The 16,552-nt window shown below is 61.7% G+C and carries 19 protein-coding genes; 13 read left to right on the plus strand and 6 right to left on the minus strand.

Features of this window, described 5'->3' with window-relative positions; all coding sequences use genetic code 11:
• Window positions 1-22 precede the first annotated feature (22 nt).
• Complete coding sequence (locus AB3X95_RS35675) at window positions 23-622, plus strand: NUDIX domain-containing protein (RefSeq protein ID WP_176111506.1); 600 nt, start codon at window positions 23-25, stop codon at window positions 620-622.
• Here AB3X95_RS35675 and AB3X95_RS35680 read toward each other — a convergent pair.
• Window positions 605-1,339 (minus strand): haloacid dehalogenase type II, encoded by a 735-nt coding sequence (locus AB3X95_RS35680; protein ID WP_368623722.1) that lies wholly within the window; start codon window positions 1,337-1,339, stop codon window positions 605-607. The two genes, AB3X95_RS35675 and AB3X95_RS35680, sit on opposite strands and share 18 nt — an antisense overlap.
• A 219-nt stretch (window positions 1,340-1,558) precedes the next feature.
• Between AB3X95_RS35680 and AB3X95_RS35685 the strand changes: the two genes are divergently transcribed.
• On the plus strand, window positions 1,559-2,005 hold the full coding sequence (locus AB3X95_RS35685) for an SRPBCC family protein (protein WP_176111504.1): 447 nt from the start codon (window positions 1,559-1,561) through the stop codon (window positions 2,003-2,005).
• Window positions 2,006-2,121: 116 nt separating this feature from the next.
• Here the strand turns inward: AB3X95_RS35685 and AB3X95_RS35690 are convergent, their stop codons facing one another.
• Window positions 2,122-2,814, minus strand: coding sequence for a CBS domain-containing protein (locus tag AB3X95_RS35690; protein WP_176369360.1), 693 nt, complete (start codon window positions 2,812-2,814; stop codon window positions 2,122-2,124).
• Between the two features lie 535 nt (window positions 2,815-3,349).
• On the opposite strand from AB3X95_RS35690, the gene AB3X95_RS35695 reads away from it, so the two are divergent.
• Entirely contained in the window at window positions 3,350-3,517 is a 168-nt protein-coding gene (locus AB3X95_RS35695) for a hypothetical protein (protein WP_184227111.1), read from the plus strand.
• 10 nt (window positions 3,518-3,527) lie between these two features.
• Window positions 3,528-3,707, plus strand: a complete 180-nt coding sequence (locus tag AB3X95_RS35700; RefSeq protein ID WP_176121469.1) for a hypothetical protein — start codon at window positions 3,528-3,530, stop codon at window positions 3,705-3,707.
• A 121-nt stretch (window positions 3,708-3,828) separates the two neighbouring features.
• Here the strand turns inward: AB3X95_RS35700 and AB3X95_RS35705 are convergent, their stop codons facing one another.
• Window positions 3,829-5,463, minus strand: a complete 1,635-nt coding sequence (locus tag AB3X95_RS35705) for an NADP-dependent glyceraldehyde-3-phosphate dehydrogenase (protein ID WP_368623723.1) — start codon at window positions 5,461-5,463, stop codon at window positions 3,829-3,831.
• Between the two features lie 96 nt (window positions 5,464-5,559).
• Entirely contained in the window at window positions 5,560-5,829 is a 270-nt protein-coding gene (locus AB3X95_RS35710) for a hypothetical protein (protein ID WP_368623724.1), read from the minus strand.
• A gap of 402 nt (window positions 5,830-6,231) precedes the next feature.
• Here AB3X95_RS35710 and AB3X95_RS35715 point away from each other — a divergent pair, with 402 nt between their 5' ends.
• From AB3X95_RS35715 to AB3X95_RS35725, 3 genes are read left to right on the plus strand one after another with little or no spacing between them, the layout of a single operon-like run.
• Window positions 6,232-6,672, plus strand: a complete 441-nt coding sequence (locus AB3X95_RS35715; RefSeq protein WP_176369361.1) for a hypothetical protein — start codon at window positions 6,232-6,234, stop codon at window positions 6,670-6,672.
• Between the two features lie 21 nt (window positions 6,673-6,693).
• Window positions 6,694-7,782, plus strand: coding sequence for a hypothetical protein (locus AB3X95_RS35720; protein WP_368623725.1), 1,089 nt, complete (start codon window positions 6,694-6,696; stop codon window positions 7,780-7,782).
• Between the two features lie 43 nt (window positions 7,783-7,825).
• Window positions 7,826-8,131 (plus strand): acylphosphatase, encoded by a 306-nt coding sequence (locus tag AB3X95_RS35725; RefSeq protein ID WP_368623726.1) that lies wholly within the window; start codon window positions 7,826-7,828, stop codon window positions 8,129-8,131.
• Window positions 8,132-8,189: 58 nt separating this feature from the next.
• On the opposite strand, the gene AB3X95_RS35730 is transcribed toward AB3X95_RS35725, so the two are convergent.
• Window positions 8,190-9,005 (minus strand): class I SAM-dependent methyltransferase, encoded by an 816-nt coding sequence (locus AB3X95_RS35730; protein WP_176121465.1) that lies wholly within the window; start codon window positions 9,003-9,005, stop codon window positions 8,190-8,192.
• 258 nt (window positions 9,006-9,263) lie between these two features.
• Here AB3X95_RS35730 and AB3X95_RS35735 point away from each other — a divergent pair, with 258 nt between their 5' ends.
• Window positions 9,264-9,536, plus strand: a complete 273-nt coding sequence (locus AB3X95_RS35735) for a hypothetical protein (protein ID WP_368623727.1) — start codon at window positions 9,264-9,266, stop codon at window positions 9,534-9,536.
• Between the two features lie 86 nt (window positions 9,537-9,622).
• On the opposite strand, the gene AB3X95_RS35740 is transcribed toward AB3X95_RS35735, so the two are convergent.
• Window positions 9,623-10,528, minus strand: a complete 906-nt coding sequence (locus AB3X95_RS35740; protein ID WP_176369365.1) for a cation diffusion facilitator family transporter — start codon at window positions 10,526-10,528, stop codon at window positions 9,623-9,625.
• A 453-nt stretch (window positions 10,529-10,981) separates the two neighbouring features.
• Between AB3X95_RS35740 and AB3X95_RS35745 the strand changes: the two genes are divergently transcribed.
• The 5 genes from AB3X95_RS35745 to AB3X95_RS35765 all read left to right on the plus strand — a co-directional run bounded on the left by AB3X95_RS35745 (window position 10,982) and on the right by AB3X95_RS35765 (window position 16,547).
• Entirely contained in the window at window positions 10,982-12,253 is a 1,272-nt protein-coding gene (locus AB3X95_RS35745) for an MFS transporter (RefSeq protein WP_176378482.1), read from the plus strand.
• A gap of 120 nt (window positions 12,254-12,373) precedes the next feature.
• The gene (locus AB3X95_RS35750) at window positions 12,374-13,303 is read left to right on the plus strand and encodes a LysR family transcriptional regulator (RefSeq protein ID WP_176121461.1); all 930 of its coding nucleotides are present in this window, start codon (window positions 12,374-12,376) and stop codon (window positions 13,301-13,303) included.
• Window positions 13,304-13,428: 125 nt separating this feature from the next.
• Window positions 13,429-13,923: a hydroxyquinol 1,2-dioxygenase gene (locus AB3X95_RS35755; RefSeq protein WP_176121460.1), complete on the plus strand. Its 495-nt coding sequence runs from the start codon at window positions 13,429-13,431 to the stop codon at window positions 13,921-13,923.
• A gap of 91 nt (window positions 13,924-14,014) precedes the next feature.
• A complete protein-coding gene (locus tag AB3X95_RS35760) occupies window positions 14,015-15,034 on the plus strand; it encodes a hydroxyquinol 1,2-dioxygenase (RefSeq protein ID WP_368623728.1) in 1,020 nt (339 codons plus the stop codon).
• Between the two features lie 46 nt (window positions 15,035-15,080).
• Window positions 15,081-16,547 carry an aldehyde dehydrogenase family protein gene (locus tag AB3X95_RS35765; RefSeq protein ID WP_368623729.1) on the plus strand — a complete coding sequence of 489 codons (1,467 nt, stop codon included), beginning with the start codon at window positions 15,081-15,083 and terminating at the stop codon, window positions 16,545-16,547.
• Window positions 16,548-16,552 lie beyond the last annotated feature (5 nt).

The following is a 16,552-nucleotide window of genomic DNA, read 5'->3' on the forward strand; positions in this document are numbered from 1 at the left end:
CGATGATCGACAGGAGGGCAACATGACTGCAACGAAAGACCGGGTTCGCATCGTCGCCACGACCTTGCTGTCGGACGACTGGTACACGCTGAAAAAGGTGACGTTCGACTTCCTGCGCCGCGACGGCACATGGCAGCGCCAGAACCGCGAGACCTACGATCGCGGCAACGGCGCGACGATCCTGCTGCACAGTCCGCGCACCGGCAACGTGATGCTCACGCGACAATTCCGCATGCCCGCGTTCGTGAACGGTCACGACGGCATGATGATCGAAGCGCCGGGCGGATTGCTCGACGACGCTTCGCCGGAAGAGCGCATCCGGCTCGAAGTCGAGGAGGAAACGGGGTATCGCGTCGGCGCGGTCCACAAGATTTTCGAGGCCTACATGAGCCCGGGGTCCGTGACCGAAAAGCTCCACTTCTATGTCGGCGAGTACGAGGCGTCGATGCGCGTCCACGATGGCGGCGGCGTCGAAGATGAAGGGGAAGATGTCGAGGTGATCGAAATGCCGTTGCAAGCCGCGTTGCGAGCGGTCGAGGCAGGGGAAATCGTCGACGGCAAGACGATCATGCTGTTGCAGTACGTCGCTTTACGTGGGTTTGCGTCAGCGCGGGCAGCCTAGTTGCGTCGCGAGTTCGTGCAGATCGCCGACAACGAAGTCCCATGCCTCGTTCGCCTTAAGATCGCTCGTCTGCTGAGGGCCATGCTCGGTGGGCCGCAGCACGAACGCGGTGCTCAGACCGACGCGCCGGGCGGCGGCGAGATCGTTGTTATGTGCGGCAACGAGGCATAGCTCGCGCGGTGCGATGCCGAGAATTTCCGCCGTTTCGCTATAGACCTGCGGCGAGGGCTTGTAAGCGCGGACGACTTCGGCGCCGAGAATGGCATCCCAGGGCAGACCGGCACGCTTTGCGATGTCCACCATCAGGCGAATGTTGCCATTCGATAACGGCGCGATGATGAAGCGTCCCTTCAGGCGCTGCAATGCATCGACGGAATCGGGCCACGGGTCCAGCCGATGCCAGGCCAGGTTCAACTCATCGATCTCGGGCTCGGTAACGTCGACGATGCCGAAACGCGTCAGCACTTTGACGAGGTTTTCCCGGTGCAGCACGTCGAGTCTTACATACGGTCTGCCTCCGCTACGCACTTCTTCCATCGCAGGCGAATACTCGCGTCGCCACGCGTCCGCGAAATCGGATGCGTCGAGATTCGGTGCGTACCGCTGCAGAAACGGTTGCGCTTCACGCGCGACGCCGCTTCGCCAGTCAACCACGGTTCCGAAGACATCGAACACGAATGCTTTGATGGTGGTTTGGCTGGTAGAGTCGATGCCCATGGTCGTCCTTTGCGGGTATGCCGGGAACAATCCATCTTAGGCGAAGAGAAAGCACGCGTTGCTAGCATCGCGGCGGAGTGTACAAGGCTCGTAATGAACGAGGAGCCGCAGGTGCTGAGAGCCGTCCAGGGTTTTGCCTGGTCTCGCGCGTGTCGATTCCCGCAGCGGCGGCCCGTCGTGACAGTATGTTCAACCCCTCCAGTGAAAGGCACACTCATCATGGCTACCGGAACCGTCAAATTTCACCGTGTTTTGCGCACGACGCCCGAGCGTATCTATCGAGCGTTCCTCGAACCCGCCGCGATGGCGAAATGGCTGCCGCCGTATGGTTTCACCTGCGACGTGCATCAGATGGATGCGCGCGTCGGTGGCACCTACAGGATGTCGTTTCATAACTTCGGCTCGGGCAAGGGCCACTCGTTCGGCGGCGAATACCTCGAATTGGTGCCGTTCGAAAAGATCCGCTACTCGGACTATTTCGACGATCCGAATCTGCCCGGTCAGATGCATACGACCGTTTCGTTGCGGCAGGTGTCGTGCGGAACCGAACTGAACATCGTGCAGGAGGGCATCCCCGAGATGATTCCGGTCGAGATGTGTTACCTCGGCTGGCAGGAGTCGCTCGCGCAGCTTGCGAAGCTGGTCGAGCCGGAGATTCCCGACTGACATTCAATACCAGTCGCGTGCTGCGTCATTCAGCAAATGGGCGAGCCCGGCGCGGTCCGAAACCGCGCCGCTCGCACTCACTCAGGGAAGGTTCGGCACTTTGACGGGCGCACCGGCTACATTGTCGGAATCACACTCGGCGATTCCAGATGGCTCTCCACCCGCTTGATGCCGGGCACGTTTTCCGCGGCGATGCGGATCGCGCGCTTCTCCTCTTCGGATTCGATGATGCCCCACAGATGCGCGACGCCGTCCTTGACGAATACACCTTGCTTCGCGAGCCCCCAGCGCTGTCCGTGCATCTCGCGCACGATTGCGTCGCGCAGGCTCGCATCGTCGTGCGAGCCCGTGTCGATTATCGGCTCGGCGGAAGCGAGCGCGCGGATCAGGTTAGAGCGGCTGACGATGCCGACGAGCTGCCCATCCTTCAGCACTGGCACGCGTTTCAGATGCCGGCGTTCCATCAGGTCGGCGATCTGGTGCAGCGGCATGTCTTCGGGAATCGAAATGACGTTCTCGCACATCACGTCGCCGACCACATGCCCATGCTCCTTGATATACCTCGCGGCCTGCTCGCGCGCCGACGACGACAGCAGTTCGAGCCACCATCGACGTTTGCCGTGCCCGGTGCCGTTTTCCACACGATGCAGCAGATCGCCCTGGCTGACGATGCCTATCACCTGCCCATTGGCGCCGAGCACCGGCATGCCGCTGATGTGGTGATCGACGAATAGCTTCGCTGCGTCGTGGATGGTCATATCCGGTGTGGCGGTAATGACCGAAGAAGTCATGATGTCGAGCGCGCGCATGTTCTTCTCCTGTGCGGGCCGCGACGGGTCCTCATCGGTTGCACGCGTCGCGCGAGGTCGGCAGACGCACCGGGGGACAAGGCCGCGGTGCTGAGGCGCCTTGAGTGTAGGTTAACTTTACCGGCTGGTATGCAACACAAGGCAGATCTTCCCGCTGCTAATGGATTACGACAAAGTCGGCGCCGAACCATATTCAATACCTGATTAACGATAAGGTCGGTTTCAACCGGGATGTCGCTTAGTGCGATGCAGCAACATTCGAGGTCGACACGGAGTGTGGGCGGCGAGCTGTGCGCGGAATCACCACATGATTTCGGCATTCGTCGTCGCAGCGAGCGGTTCTGAATCGCTGTCCCGGCGAGCCGTTCCTACCGCTGGCATTGTTTAAGCTTGAATTAAGCGACGCGACCTACGCTTTGAACGTAGCAGGAGAGGAAAACGGCGCGACTGAGTGCACCTTTCCGCCGCGCTACATAGGTACTACGCACGTAACAACTCGGGGCATTCCCGGCAGAAAGAGGTTGAGATGATGTACTTGATTACCGACCTGAAAATGGTCGAAAGCTACGGTCGCATCAAGGCTGACAGTGGCAATGATGCGCTGCATGAGTTCGCGGTCAGCAAAGGCTTCGTCGACCTGATGGAGTTCGCCTCCGCCCGGCCCGCGTTCGCCAACGACTTGCTCGCTGTTCAACTGCAATAAGGAGACTGACGTGGCCATAACTTTGGGGCAGGCGCTGGTGCATGCTGAGCAGCTGGAAGTCTACGGCGTGATCTCCAAGACGTCGCAGGCGCTCATCCGGCTGATGCAGGAGTACCGAGCCGTAGTCGGCGTGGAACAATACGAGCAGGTTATCGAGGAAGCGGGCCTGGCTCATCCGGAGCCGCAGTGAACCGCTTTGCGCATCCCGAACCAAGAAAAAAGCACTATTTATGCGTGCGGTGCCGGCGGGAATTTGTGCGCATTCTCGCCGACACTGAAACCGTCAAACCTCCAAAAGCCGCACTTGGCCGCTAAAAGATAAAACCGGTGTTCACGAACTTCGAGTGATGATTCGTGACCATCGCGTCGAGCAGCGTCTTGTTCGAGTCGGTCTCCTTGGCTGCGACCATGGACCGGATCGAGAACGCGCGCAACGCATCGGTGACCGATAGCGTGCCTTCCGCGGAATCCTTGCGGCCGGCAAACGGAAAGACGTCTGGACCTCGCTGGCACTGGCTGTTGAGATTGACACGGCACACCTGGTTGACGAGCGGGTCGACCAGCGAGCCAATCTGGGCGGCGTCGGTGCCGAAAATGCTGACCTGCTGACCGTGGTCCGAAGTGATGACATATTCGAGCGGTGTATCGATGTGATCGAACGGCACGACTGGGATAATCGGTCCGAATTGCTCTTCACGGTAGAGCATCATCCCTTCCTTGACGGGGTACACCACGGCCGGATAGAAAAGCGTTTTGCAGAACACGCCACCACCTTCATTCACGACCGCCGCGCCTTTCGCTTTCGCATCGTCAATCGCCTGGGTCATGTAGGCTGTACGATGCATGCCGGGCAGCGGTGTAATGGACACACCCTTTTCCCACGGCATGCCAACCTTGAGATTCTTGAGCGCTGCGTTGAAGCGTTCTAGAAACGTATCGACGATCGAGCGGTGCACCATCAGGATCTTGAGCGCTGTGCACCGTTGACCATTGAACGACAACGTACCGAGCAGACATTCTTTTACGGCGAGGTCGATGTCGGCATCAGCCAGCACGATCGCGGCGTTTTTGGCGTCAAGGCCGAGAACGGCGCGGAGCCGATGCGACTTCGGGTGCTGCTTTTTCAGATGGTCTGCAACCTTGCTCGAGCCGATCAGGGCAAGCACGTCGATCTTTCCCGAGGCGAGCATGTGTGGCACGACCACCGCGCCCGGTGCATAAATCGTGTTGATGACGCCCTTCGGAAAAGCGGAGCGGAATGCCTCGAGCAGCGGGAAGAACAGCAGCGTGCCATATTGGGGCGGCTTGAATACGACGGTGTTGCCCATCAGCAATGCCGGAATGAGCGTCGCGAACGTCTCGTTCAGCGGATAGTTGTAAGGCCCCATGCACAGTACGACGCCAAGCGGTGTGCGGCGAATCTGGCCGATGGTGCCCTCGGCGATGACAAAGCGCGAGTTGCTATTGTCCAGCTCCTTTAGCGCCGAGATCGTGTCTTGCATATAGCTGATGGTGCGGTCGAACTCCTTCTGTGAATCGGCAAGGCTCTTGCCGATTTCCCACATGATCAGATTCACAATCTCATCGCGCCTGGCCGCCATCAGACGAATGAAGTCCTGCATGCAACCGATGCGCTGCGCGACCGTCATCGTCGGCCACTCACCGCGGCCGTGGTCGTAGGCTCGCACGGCGGCGTCGAGCGCGGCATCGCTCTCGACTTCGCCCATGACGGGATAACTGCCGATTACGACCTGTTCAGCGTCGCCGGAGGCTTGTCGCACGCAGACCGGAGATAGCACGGTCTTGCAGTTTCCATCCCATGCCTTCAGTTCTCCATCGACGAGCGAGACGCGCTGATGAATGGGCTCCGCCAGGCGGGCGGTCTCTGGAATATCGTCGGTGACTGGAAACAACTGCTGGAGGTTTTCGAAGTCGATACTTGCCACGTTTCGCTCCCATGTTCGTGCAGTACGCGGTAGGCGCAAGACACAGACAGAAGCATAGCCAATGGCGGCAGAGTCGGAGCCGAACCTTGTCCAACATCAATCAGGAGCGGCGGAAGCGTCCTCGAAACCGGATTCGATGAGATTCATCATCGTGGTCTGCAATTCGACCAGCGGCGTAGCAGTCACTGCAGTCGCTACCCCGTCGGATTTCGGGAGCAGTCCAACGAATGCCGCAATGCCGATTCCGCATGCCGCTATGAGTAGGGCGGCAGCCAGTACGGCCACGCTGCCGCGCACCGCTTGCCTGGGAACGAAGTCCGCAAAACATCGCATGATGGCTATCTCCGATTGACGCAGCTTCTGCAAGCAAAGGCTGTGCCGACGCATCGGGATGCCAGGCAAGCGTGCCGCTGGAAGGCTGCATACGCGTTGGCTGCTCGCGCGACAGCGGCAACGTGGATTCGATGGTGGGATTCACAAGACAGTTTGAGCGGGCCGAGACGGTTCGAAACCAACACGTTCCCGCGGAGAATCGGGCGCTTCGACCTTGACGGCGACGCATGCAACATCCTGTGACAGGGAAGGACGGCAGTGTGTAAGCCTCGCGATAGTTCATTTATTGCGAAGTCCGACGCGACGCCTCTGCGGCATGCGCACACGATTTACTGTTTCCTCCTACCGAACAGCTGTACTAACATCGAGTAACGGTTCGAGCACTGACGACCGGGCGGGGCCGGGAGGCAAATTGCCTCCTCCTGGAGGACCAAGATGAAACAAAACTCGTCTCGGGATATCGTCGAACTGCTGACCAAAGTAGCCGGGCGGGCCGCCATGCATGTCCCCAGGGGGCAGACCCGCAGGAGTGCGTCGATAGCGATCGACCAGCTCGAAGAGATCAAGCGCAACGCGGCGTTTGCTCGCCAATATGAATCGGCACCGGAACCGCTACGCGAACTGGTGATGAGGCGGGCCGTAGAAGTCCATGACCTGGCGACCGCACAAGACTACGCGAGCGCCCTCAATGCCCTCAAAGCGGTAGTCGATTTCCTTTATCAACATCTGGTAGACGACTCAGGCTCAGCAACGCCACCGAGCAAACTGGCAAGCATTGATTTGAATGCCGTTCACAGGGCTCTTCAATTCGGAGGTCTTCCGGGACAGTCGCAACAAGACCCCGATGACGACAACCCGCCGCCAGTGCGTCGCTGAACTTGCCAAGGATAACCGCCGATGCTCTCGGGCCTATCTAAACTACTGGACAAAGCATTTATCCTCGGCTTCTTTTTGCCAGCCCTGCTTGGCTTTACAGGTTTTCTCGCAGCTAATGCGGACATCCCGCTGTTTGGCGATTTGCTGAACAAAGCGACCTCGGACAGCGAAAAGGTCGGCGGCTTGTTTACTTTCCTCATAATCGTATGGGTTCTATCGCTGCTCTTGATGGTGCTGAACAACTGGTTTTATCAGGTCCTCGAAGGATACAAATGGCCATTCAATCGAGAGGCCTGGAAGCGCGATGAGCGCGACCGCCGCAATCGTCAGCTGGGCCTTATAGAACGCCTCCGTACCGAACTCGATACTGAGAACAGTACGATCGAGCGGCTCAAAGCCTCAAAGGAATCGTCGGAATACAGAAAAGCCGAATTGAACAGAGCCACCGTAAGGGCGAGGCTGTATCGCACTCAGGAGCGCAACGCGCGTGATTTCCCTCGCTATGAAAACCTCGTTCTTTCTACGGCCTTTGGGAACACGTTGCGTGCATTCGAGGGTTACTCGAGCGAAGTCTACAAGGTCGACAGCATATTCGTCTGGCCGCGTCTTCTAGCCGTGATCCCAAAGGACTATCAGGCAATCATTGCGGACGCGAGAGCTCCAGTTGACTTTCTGGTCGGACTCGTCGTTCTGGGTTCATTTACGTCCATCTTTACGTTCGTGCGAGCGCTTGACATCTGGCTTGCGGACGGGCTGGGCGGCAATTACGTGTTAGCCGATCTTTTGCAGAATGCCGCGATTGCGGCCGCTATTGCGGTAATCGCGTATCGGCTGGCGATTCTTGAGGCAAGAAGCTGGGGCGACGTTGTCAAATCGGCGTTTGACCTTTATCTGCCGGCACTCGCCGAGCAGTTAGGTTTTGTTCTTCCGACGTCCCAGACCGCGCAGCAGGAGTTTTGGGCCACATGGAGCACGCAGTTCCGCTTTCATGCACCGGCAAATACCGCGTGGTGGACACGTGTCCAGCCGGCGACGCCACCAGCAACGACCCAGGCGGATTGGGAGGCGACTGACTCCGCAGGCGAAAGCGACGAGATGCGCGGAGGTTGAGGCAACTGCGCTGCCTTTTATTCAGCCTGGAGTTGCGTGCACCATGACACCACAGTTCGATACCGATTTGCGGACCAGACTGGTGAGAGTCTACGGTCGTGTGCAGGGGGTAGGTTACCGGCAGTCTTGCATCGAGGAGGCCACGGCTCGACGGATCACGGGTTGGGTGCGCAACCGGATGGATGGATCGGTCGAAGCTGTGTTGCAAGGGCGCGCTGAAGACCTCGAGCGAATTTGCGACTGGCTGGTTGACGGTGCGCATGGAGCGCTGGTGGACCGCCTGGAAATCAAGGAACTGTCGCCACCGGTAGCCAGGTTCGATGAATTCAAGCTGGCCGCGACGGTCTAGTTCGGGTCACGCTACACAGTCCAAGCCGCCGGACATGAACACTGATTCTTCGAGCGCCCTAAGGCTTGACCGCGGAGGCCAGAACGCAGCTCATCGGAAGCCGCAGGTCCCCGTTATCGCTGCGATACGCCTCGGCGTCGCGTGCGACGGCCCGTTCGATAGACGCCAGCGCGGCCGGCGTTTGCGCGTGTAGCAACGCGGAAAACCGCACGCCGCCGCGCAGGAGTGCATGAAAAGGGGTATTGGGAGCATGAAGCACGAGCGTGAGGTCCAACTCCCGCATTTCGGGTTGGACGAACCCGGCATCGAGCAACGTGCGCTTCGATTCCTGCCAATCGCTGAACCGGAAGAGGGCTGGTCCCGGCGGCAGGGGCACATCGGTCGTCCCGTGCTGCTCGATTGCCTTCAACACCATGTCGAAGCCCACCGCCTTGTTCGGCGTCGCCCATTCCGTGAAGGCAATTCTGCCATCGGGTCGCAGTACACGAAACGCCTCCGCGAGTGCGCGCTCGGGGTGCGCGAAGTGCAGCATTCCGAAGCTGATCCCCACAGCCGAGAAGCTTTCGTCGGGAAATGGCAAATCCTCCGCGTCGCCGACGCGGAACTCAAGTGCCGGAAAGACGCGTCTCGCCTTGTCGACCATCGCGACCGAGAAATCCACGCCAGCGACATCCGCGCCGCACAGTGCGGCGGCCGCCGCGAGGTAGCCGGGGCCGCATGCGACGTCGAGAAAACGCGCACCCCGACGAATGCAGAGGGTCTCGAGAATGGCCTGGTTCGACTGCGCGGTCAAATCACCGAAATACTCATGATAGGCCTGCGCGACCCGCTCCCAACCTTCATGTTCGAAGGTGCTGAAGTCGAGTTGTCCCATGCTTACCCCCACCGGTTTTACACGTGTGCAACTTTTAGCGCACGACTATGTTCCTCGGAATCCGCATGTCTGGCTATCGGGGAAACAATTCAGGCGGGCGACAGCGAAAATAGACGGATTTGTGGTGCGGCGCACAACTAGCGTCGTCTAAAGCCGCCAGACTCGCGCGCGCGTCGGCGCTTCTTGCATTTCAGCGCCCGGGTCGCGAACCGCCTCGCTTGCGCTAGACTGGCTCGAGCAACCGGAAGGAGACCCAGGATGATACGCAAGACGCTTAATGCCTCGCAGCTTCAGCAGGAGGTCAATCGGAGAATTCATCGACTGCCGGAAATCGTCGATGATGGCGTGAAGATTCGCGTGCCGCGGCCGCAACTGCAAGAGGCTGACAAGACTGGCTGCAACTGGAACATGACCCACTTCGGCAATGCGATTGGCTTCGAGCGCGACATCGAGGGTGTACTGAAGGCCATGCGTGCGGAATACAACCTCAGTACCGAAGTCGAGGACACCGGCAATCCGTTCGGTGACTAGCCGCGACACACACCGATTCCCTGTTCGTTATTGATCGCCTGCGCATGTTGGAAACGGGAATGGCAACGCACGCCCGCAACGCGTCGTTACAACCAGCGCGGGTCGCGCGTAAACGCGACGGTCAACCAGCGGTCCGGGCCCGACTCACCGATCGCGCGCGAGATTCTTTCGCGGATATGATCGAGCTGGCGCACGCCGGCGTGCTCCATCGCCTCGGGCAACACGATATGCACCTCGACGAACAGGCCTCGGCCGACGCGTGTCGCGTAGTGCGAGTGCTTGACGAAGCCATAGTCGGCGGTCAGTTGTTGCATCAGGTCGCGCAACTCGCGCTCCAGATCCGGCGGCGTGATCAGCAACACTTCCTTGACCGCGCCGATCACGGTTCCGATCGGCATCGGGATCAGCACGAGAGTTAGCAGGGCCAGCACGCCGGGGTCGATGTACGGCGTCAGGTGGCCTTGCCCGATGCGTTCGAGCAGCCATGCAATCGAAAACGCCAGCAGCAGCGCCGAGCTGATGCACGCCGACATCAGCCAGCTCTTGATGTCGAGGCCGAGCAGTTCGGAGTCGATCACGCGATTCACGCGCCGTTCGCGCCAGAACATGAAGAAGCAAAACGCGGCGACCACCACGGCGTAGAAGACCCCCCAGCCGAATTCGAGTTCGCGGCCGCCGTCGAGCAGGCCTTTGACCGCGTTGATGAAAGCGTAAAAGCACAGCACCGCCAGCAGACTGCCGTTGAACACGAGCACGAGCGGCTCGATGTGCCAGAAGCCGTGCTGGAAGCGTCGACTGCTCTCCTGTTGAAGCAGGCGGGTGACGAGCAACGACAGGCTGCACATCGCGGCGTCGAGCGCGGAGAACATGCCGTCGAAGATGATCGCCAGCGAGCCGCTCAGAATCCCGACCGCGATGCCGAGTCCGGCGATCATCACGGTGCAAAGCAGCGACTGCTTGAGGATGCGTTGTTCGAGGTCCGTTGCTTTCATGATCCGAATGACCGCCCGTGGCTGAAAGACGTTCAAAGGTGAGGGGAGTATATCGGGCGCGTATGTCCGGAATGTCGCGGCCACGCGCGAGCGCGCCGCAACGGCTTGCCCGCGCCCCCTCCCCGCCCGCGGCACATCCGCGCGTCTACCCGGGCTTGTCCTGGGGTGCCTCCACGCGCATCCAATTCACCCCATCCGCATACCGCCAAGCCTTGCCCACGCTCGCCGCCGCGCTATCCCTCGCGATTATTTGCGATTCACGAATACCGCATTCGCCGCTTGTCCCGTACCTGAGCCGCCGCACTTGGGCCAATCTTGGCCGCGTCGCTGCCGCATCGACGAAGCGCGGCACGACACCCGTTGCTGAATTCGACGAACCCGGCGGCGCGCCGCGGCGCAAGCGAATGCCGTGCGCGCGCCATGCGGCCGGACTACGGAGACATGGAGACACAGATGAAATCGAACGACTGGGACGTGGCCTACGAATGGAAGGCCGTCGTGCTGCTGGCCCTCGGCTTCGGCCTCGTGGGACTCGACCGCTGGCTGATCGCGCCGCTCTTTCCGGCCATCATGAAGGACCTGCATCTGACCGCGCAGGACGTCGGCAACTGCATCGGCATCCTCGGCTTGTCTTGGGGCATTTTCGCGGCGCTGATGGGCGGCATCTCCGACAAGATCGGGCGCCGCAAGGTGCTGATCCCGGCGATTCTGGCGTTTTCGCTGCTGTCCGGTTTCTCCGGACTTGCCGGCGGCCTGATGAGCCTGCTCGCGGTGCGCGCATTGATGGGCGTCGCCGAAGGCTCGTTCTGCCCGACCAGCTTCGCCGCGACCGCCGATGCGTCGCATCCGAAGCGCCGCGGTTTCAATCTGGGCCTGCAGCAAAGCGGCTTCGCGCTGTTCGGCCTCGCGCTGTCGCCGATCATCGCGACGCAGCTGCTCAGCGTGGTCACGTGGCGCTGGGTGTTCGCGCTGGTGTCGGTGCCCGGGCTGATTCTCGGCGTGCTGATGTTCTTCGTGATTCGCGAACCGAAAGCCGCGCCGCAAGCTACGCCAAAGCGGCCCGCCTGCCCGGCCGAACGCGGCAATTGGCGCGACGTGCTGAAGAGCCGCAACATCCCGATCGCGATGGCCGCGCTTTTCTGCGCGATGACCGGCGTGTTCGTGCTCGGCGCGATGCTGCCGCTGTACCTGACCGAGTATTTGTCGCTCGACACGCAGCGCATGGGCGTCGTCGTCTCGGCGATCGGCTTTGGCGGCTTTATCGGACAGTTCGGTTTGCCGGGGCTGTCGGATCTGACCGGGCGGCGCGTGGCAAGCATCGTCGGCTTCGCCGGCACCGCCGTGATGCTGTACCTGTTCCGCGGACTCGGTGCGCAGCCGGTGCAGCTGTTCGCGGTGCTGTTCGTCGCGTCGTTCTTCACGCTCGGACTCGTGTCGCTGCTGTCCGGTCCGGTTGCGACCGAAGCTGCGCCGATCGGCATGATCTCGACGTCGATCGGCATCGTCGTCGGCGCGGGCGAGATTTTTGGTGGCGGCATTGCGCCGGCATTGGCGGGCTTCGTCGCGACGCACTTCGGCATTCAGAACATCCTGTGGCTGCCGATCTGCGCGGTCCTGCTCGGTATCGGCGTGAGCCTGCTGCTCGAGGAAACCGCGCCGGCCCGAGTGCGTCGTCAGCGGCTTGCGCCGTCGCTCGACCTGCCGGCCAGCGAGCAACCGGAATGATGCGCTGCAACCGGTCGGCGCAGCGCTCGACAACGAGGCCGTTGTCGCCGACCGGGCGGCGCGTTCACGCGCCCCAGCCCGGATACACTGATAGGCTGGACGAGTGGACAAGGACCCAGCATGGATCGTTTTCTGAGCATCGAGGCCTTCGTACGCGTGGCCGAGACGAGCAGCTTCGCCGAAGCGGCGCGGCAGTTGGGCGTGACGAGTTCGGTGATCACGACGCGCATCCAGCAGCTGGAGAAGTTCGTCAACGCGCCGCTCTTTCATCGCAGCACCCGGGTCGTACGCCTGTCCGAAGTGGGCGAGGCGTTCTATCGCGAATGCGCAGAGGTGGTCGGGCGTGTCAACGAACTGACCGACCAGATGCGCGAATTGCGCGCGACACCGACCGGCCGCTTGCGCATCCAGATGCTGCCGGGTTTCGCGCTCGGCCACTTCGGCGCGCCGCTTGCGGAATTCAACCGACGCTATCCCGGCATCCAGCTCGATGTGATCGTCAACGACCGGGTGGTCGATCCGATCGAAGAGGGCTTCGACGTCGCTTTCCAGATCTTTCCGCCGATCGCCGAATCGCTGATCGAGCGACGGCTGTTCAAAGTGCGGCGTCTGTTCTGCGCGACGCCCGCGTATGTGAAGGAGCATGGCGCGCCGCAGCATCCGCGCGAGTTGCTGCAACACACCACCGCGCTTTATTCGGGCTACCCGTCGCGCAATCGCTGGACCATGACGCACGGCGACGAGGTGGTCGAAATGGAGCTGCCGGGCATGATCCGTTCGAACTCGGTGCATCTGCTGCGCGACTATGCGCTGACTGGCGGCGGCGTCGTCTGTCTGCCGACGCTGGTCGCGAGCGCCGCGCTGCTCGATGGTTCGCTGGTGCCGATTCTGACCGGCTACACGCTGTCGCCGCTGAACTTCGCGGCCGTGTATCCGGCGACCCAACGACAGGCGCTCAAGGTGAAAGCGCTGGTCGAGTTCCTGGCCGAGTACCTGGGTCCCGAGCCCGCGTGGGACCGGCCGCTGATCGAGCGTGGCTGGGTGACGTAAGGCTATTCACGCGGCGATTATTTGCAAAGTCCGAATGCTGTAATCGCCCGATCGCCGGTTGTTGCCATCCTGTTGCGCTTCTAAAGTTGAATCAAACGACACCCGCTTCCAACTAGGAGACAGCAATGACCGAGTCGTCATTCCACACCGTCTTTGGCTCGCTCGACGGCTACCGCAAAGGCGAAATCGAAATCACGAGCGGCGAAGCGCGCCATTACGTGTTTTCCAACATCTTCGAAGTCGCTTCCGGGTCGGCGCCCTACGAGAAGGTCGTGGTCGGCAAGAACCTCGACTACGTGATCGAGGCGCTGCGCACCGAAGGCCAATCGCAATGGTTCGCCTGCGCGCACGACGAGTTCGCGATCCTGATGGACGGCGAAGTACGCATCGATTTCATCAAGCTCGACAACCCGCCGAGGAGCGGCACGGGCACCATCGCAGCGGGCGCGCAACCCGCCGGCCGCACGATGGGTTACGTGGTGCTGCGTCGCGGACATCAGGCATTGCTGCCGGCCGGCTGCGCATATCGCTTCACCGCGCAGAAACCCGGCGTCGCGCTCGTGCAAACGATGCTCGGCGAACTGTCGGTGGAGAAGTGGGCCGACATCTGCCTGCACTGATACGCAGAACATGCACCCACCCCGCAACTACGTTGCATGGGACCAGAGTAAGCGCTAAAGCGCCAACTCTGGTCGACATAGGAGACAAAACATGGCATCCCTCGAAACTCTCGATCACCCGGCCGGCTTCGCCGCCGACACCGTGCGCGCCAGCGAACCCGACGCGGTCACCGGCTATCGCCGCTTTACGCTCGGCGCGTTCGAATTCCTGCGCGACGAGTACTTCGTCAAGATCAACTGGCCCGCGAAAGGCCAGACCCGCACCCACGCGGTGCCGGCCGATGCGTTCCTGCGCGCGATGATGCGCGACGTCGCATGGGGCTTCTTCTACGGCTGGGTTAATTTCGACCAGGTGTTCGGCACGCGCAATCACCACGGCAAGGTCGACGTGTATGCGGGTTCGTTCAACGGCATCATGAAGGACGCGGGTGTCGATTACATGGAGACCTTCGAGACGCCGACGATCATGGCGACCTTCAAGGCGATCCTGCACGACTGGACCAACGAAGGCTTCGACCCGTTCGCGGCACCCGAGGAAACCGGCACCGCGTTCGGCCGCAAGCATGGCGACAACGATGCCGCGATCGAGCGCACGCGCATCGCGACGCGCCGCATGCCGGGCCTCGAAGGCGACTCGCCGCTGCGCGACGATCTGCCGGTGAACCGCGCGTTCGCCGACGTCACGCAGGACGATCCGGAGGTGCATGTCGAGCCCGGCTTCGAGGGCCAGCTGCACGCGTTCAACCTGTTCAAGTATCTATCGCGCTCGGACGTTACCTGGAATCCGTCGGTCACGTCGGTGTGCGGCCAGAGCCTGTTCTGCCCGACCACCGAGGAATACATCCTGCCGGTGTTTCACGGCAACGATCGCGTCGAGTGGTTCCTGCAACTGTCCGATGAGATCGTCTGGGACATCGGCGACAAGAACACCGGCGCGCCGCGCGCGCGCATCACGATGCGTGCGGGCGACATCTGCGCGATGCCGGCCGATATCCGCCATCAGGGTTATTCGACCAAGCGCTCGATGCTGCTCGTATGGGAGAACGCGACGCCGAATTTGCCGAAGCGTTACGAAAGCGGCGAGCTGAAGCCGTACCCCGTCGATTTCTGAAGGTTCGATTCAAGAGCCCCGCGCCCGCATTCACCGAGGACCATTCATGCAAACCCAACTGTTCATCGACGGCCGTTTCACGGACGCCGTCGAAGGCGGCACGATCGACGTGCTCAATCCGCACGACGGCTCGCTGATCACACAGATCGCCGCGGCCACCGCCGCCGATGTCGATCTGGCTGTCGATGCCGCCGCGCGCGCGTTCCCGAAATGGGCCGCGCTGCCCGCCGCCGAACGCGGTCGGCTGCTGCTTAAGCTCGCCGACGCGATCGAGGCCAACGCGGAAGAACTCGCGCAACTCGAATCGCTCGACACCGGCCACCCGATCCGCGATTCGCGCTCCCTCGACGTGCCGCGCACGGCGGCATGCTTTCGCTACTTCGGCGGCATGGCCGACAAGCTGCAAGGCTCGGTGATTCCGGTCGAAGCGGGCTTTCTGAACTACGTGCAGCGCGCGCCGATCGGCGTGGTCGGACAGATCGTGCCGTGGAATTTCCCGCTGATGTTCACGAGCTGGAAGATGGGTCCGGCGCTCGCGGCCGGCAACACGGTCGTGCTGAAGCCGTCGGAGATCACGCCGCTGTCCACGCTGCGCATCGTCGAGCTGATGGCCGAGGTCGGTTTTCCCGAGGGCGTCGTCAACATCGTCGCGGGCTATGGTCATACGGCGGGGCAGCGGCTCGCTGAGCATCCGGGTGTCGGCAAGATCGCGTTCACCGGATCGACTGCGACCGGGCGGCGCATCGTCGAGGCCTCGCAGGGCAACCTGAAGCGTGTGCAGCTCGAACTCGGCGGCAAGGGCGCGAACATCGTGTTCGACGACGCGAACCTCGACGCCGCGATCAACGGCGCCGCGTGGGCGATCTTCCACAACCAGGGCCAGGCGTGCATCGCGGGCTCCCGGCTGATCCTGCACGAGCGCATCGCCGATCGGTTCCTCGAACGCTTCGTGTCGCTGGCGTCGTCGATCCGGCTCGGCGATCCGCTCATTGCCGACACCGAGATGGGGCCGCTCACGTCGAAGCAGCATCAGGAACGGGTGCTCGCGTTCGTCGACATCGCGCGTCAGCAGGGCGGTCGCGTACTGACCGGTGGCAGCGCGCCGAGCGACGCGTCACTTGCGAACGGCTACTACGTGCGCCCGACCGTCGTCGAAGCTGCGAGTCCGAACGATCGCGTCGCGCAGGACGAAGTGTTCGGCCCGTTCGTCACGGTGCTGCGTTTCCGTACCGACGACGAAGCGCTCGCGATCGCCAACGGCACCGACTACGGACTCGGCAGCGGGCTGTGGACGCGCGATCTGTCGCGCGCGCATTCGATGGCCGCGAGAATCCATGCGGGCATGTGCTGGGTCAACTGCTACAAGCGCGTCAATCCGGGCAGCCCGTTCGGCGGCGTCGGACAGTCGGGCTATGGCCGCGAGATGGGCTTCGAGGCGATGCACGACTACACGGAAGCGCGCTCGGTGTGGGTCAACGTCGACGGCAACGTGCCGCCGCATTTCAAACGCTGAGGGCC

This window comes from Paraburkholderia sp. BR13444 (assembly GCF_040948755.1).
Classification (GTDB): Bacteria; Pseudomonadota; Gammaproteobacteria; order Burkholderiales; family Burkholderiaceae; genus Paraburkholderia; species Paraburkholderia youngii.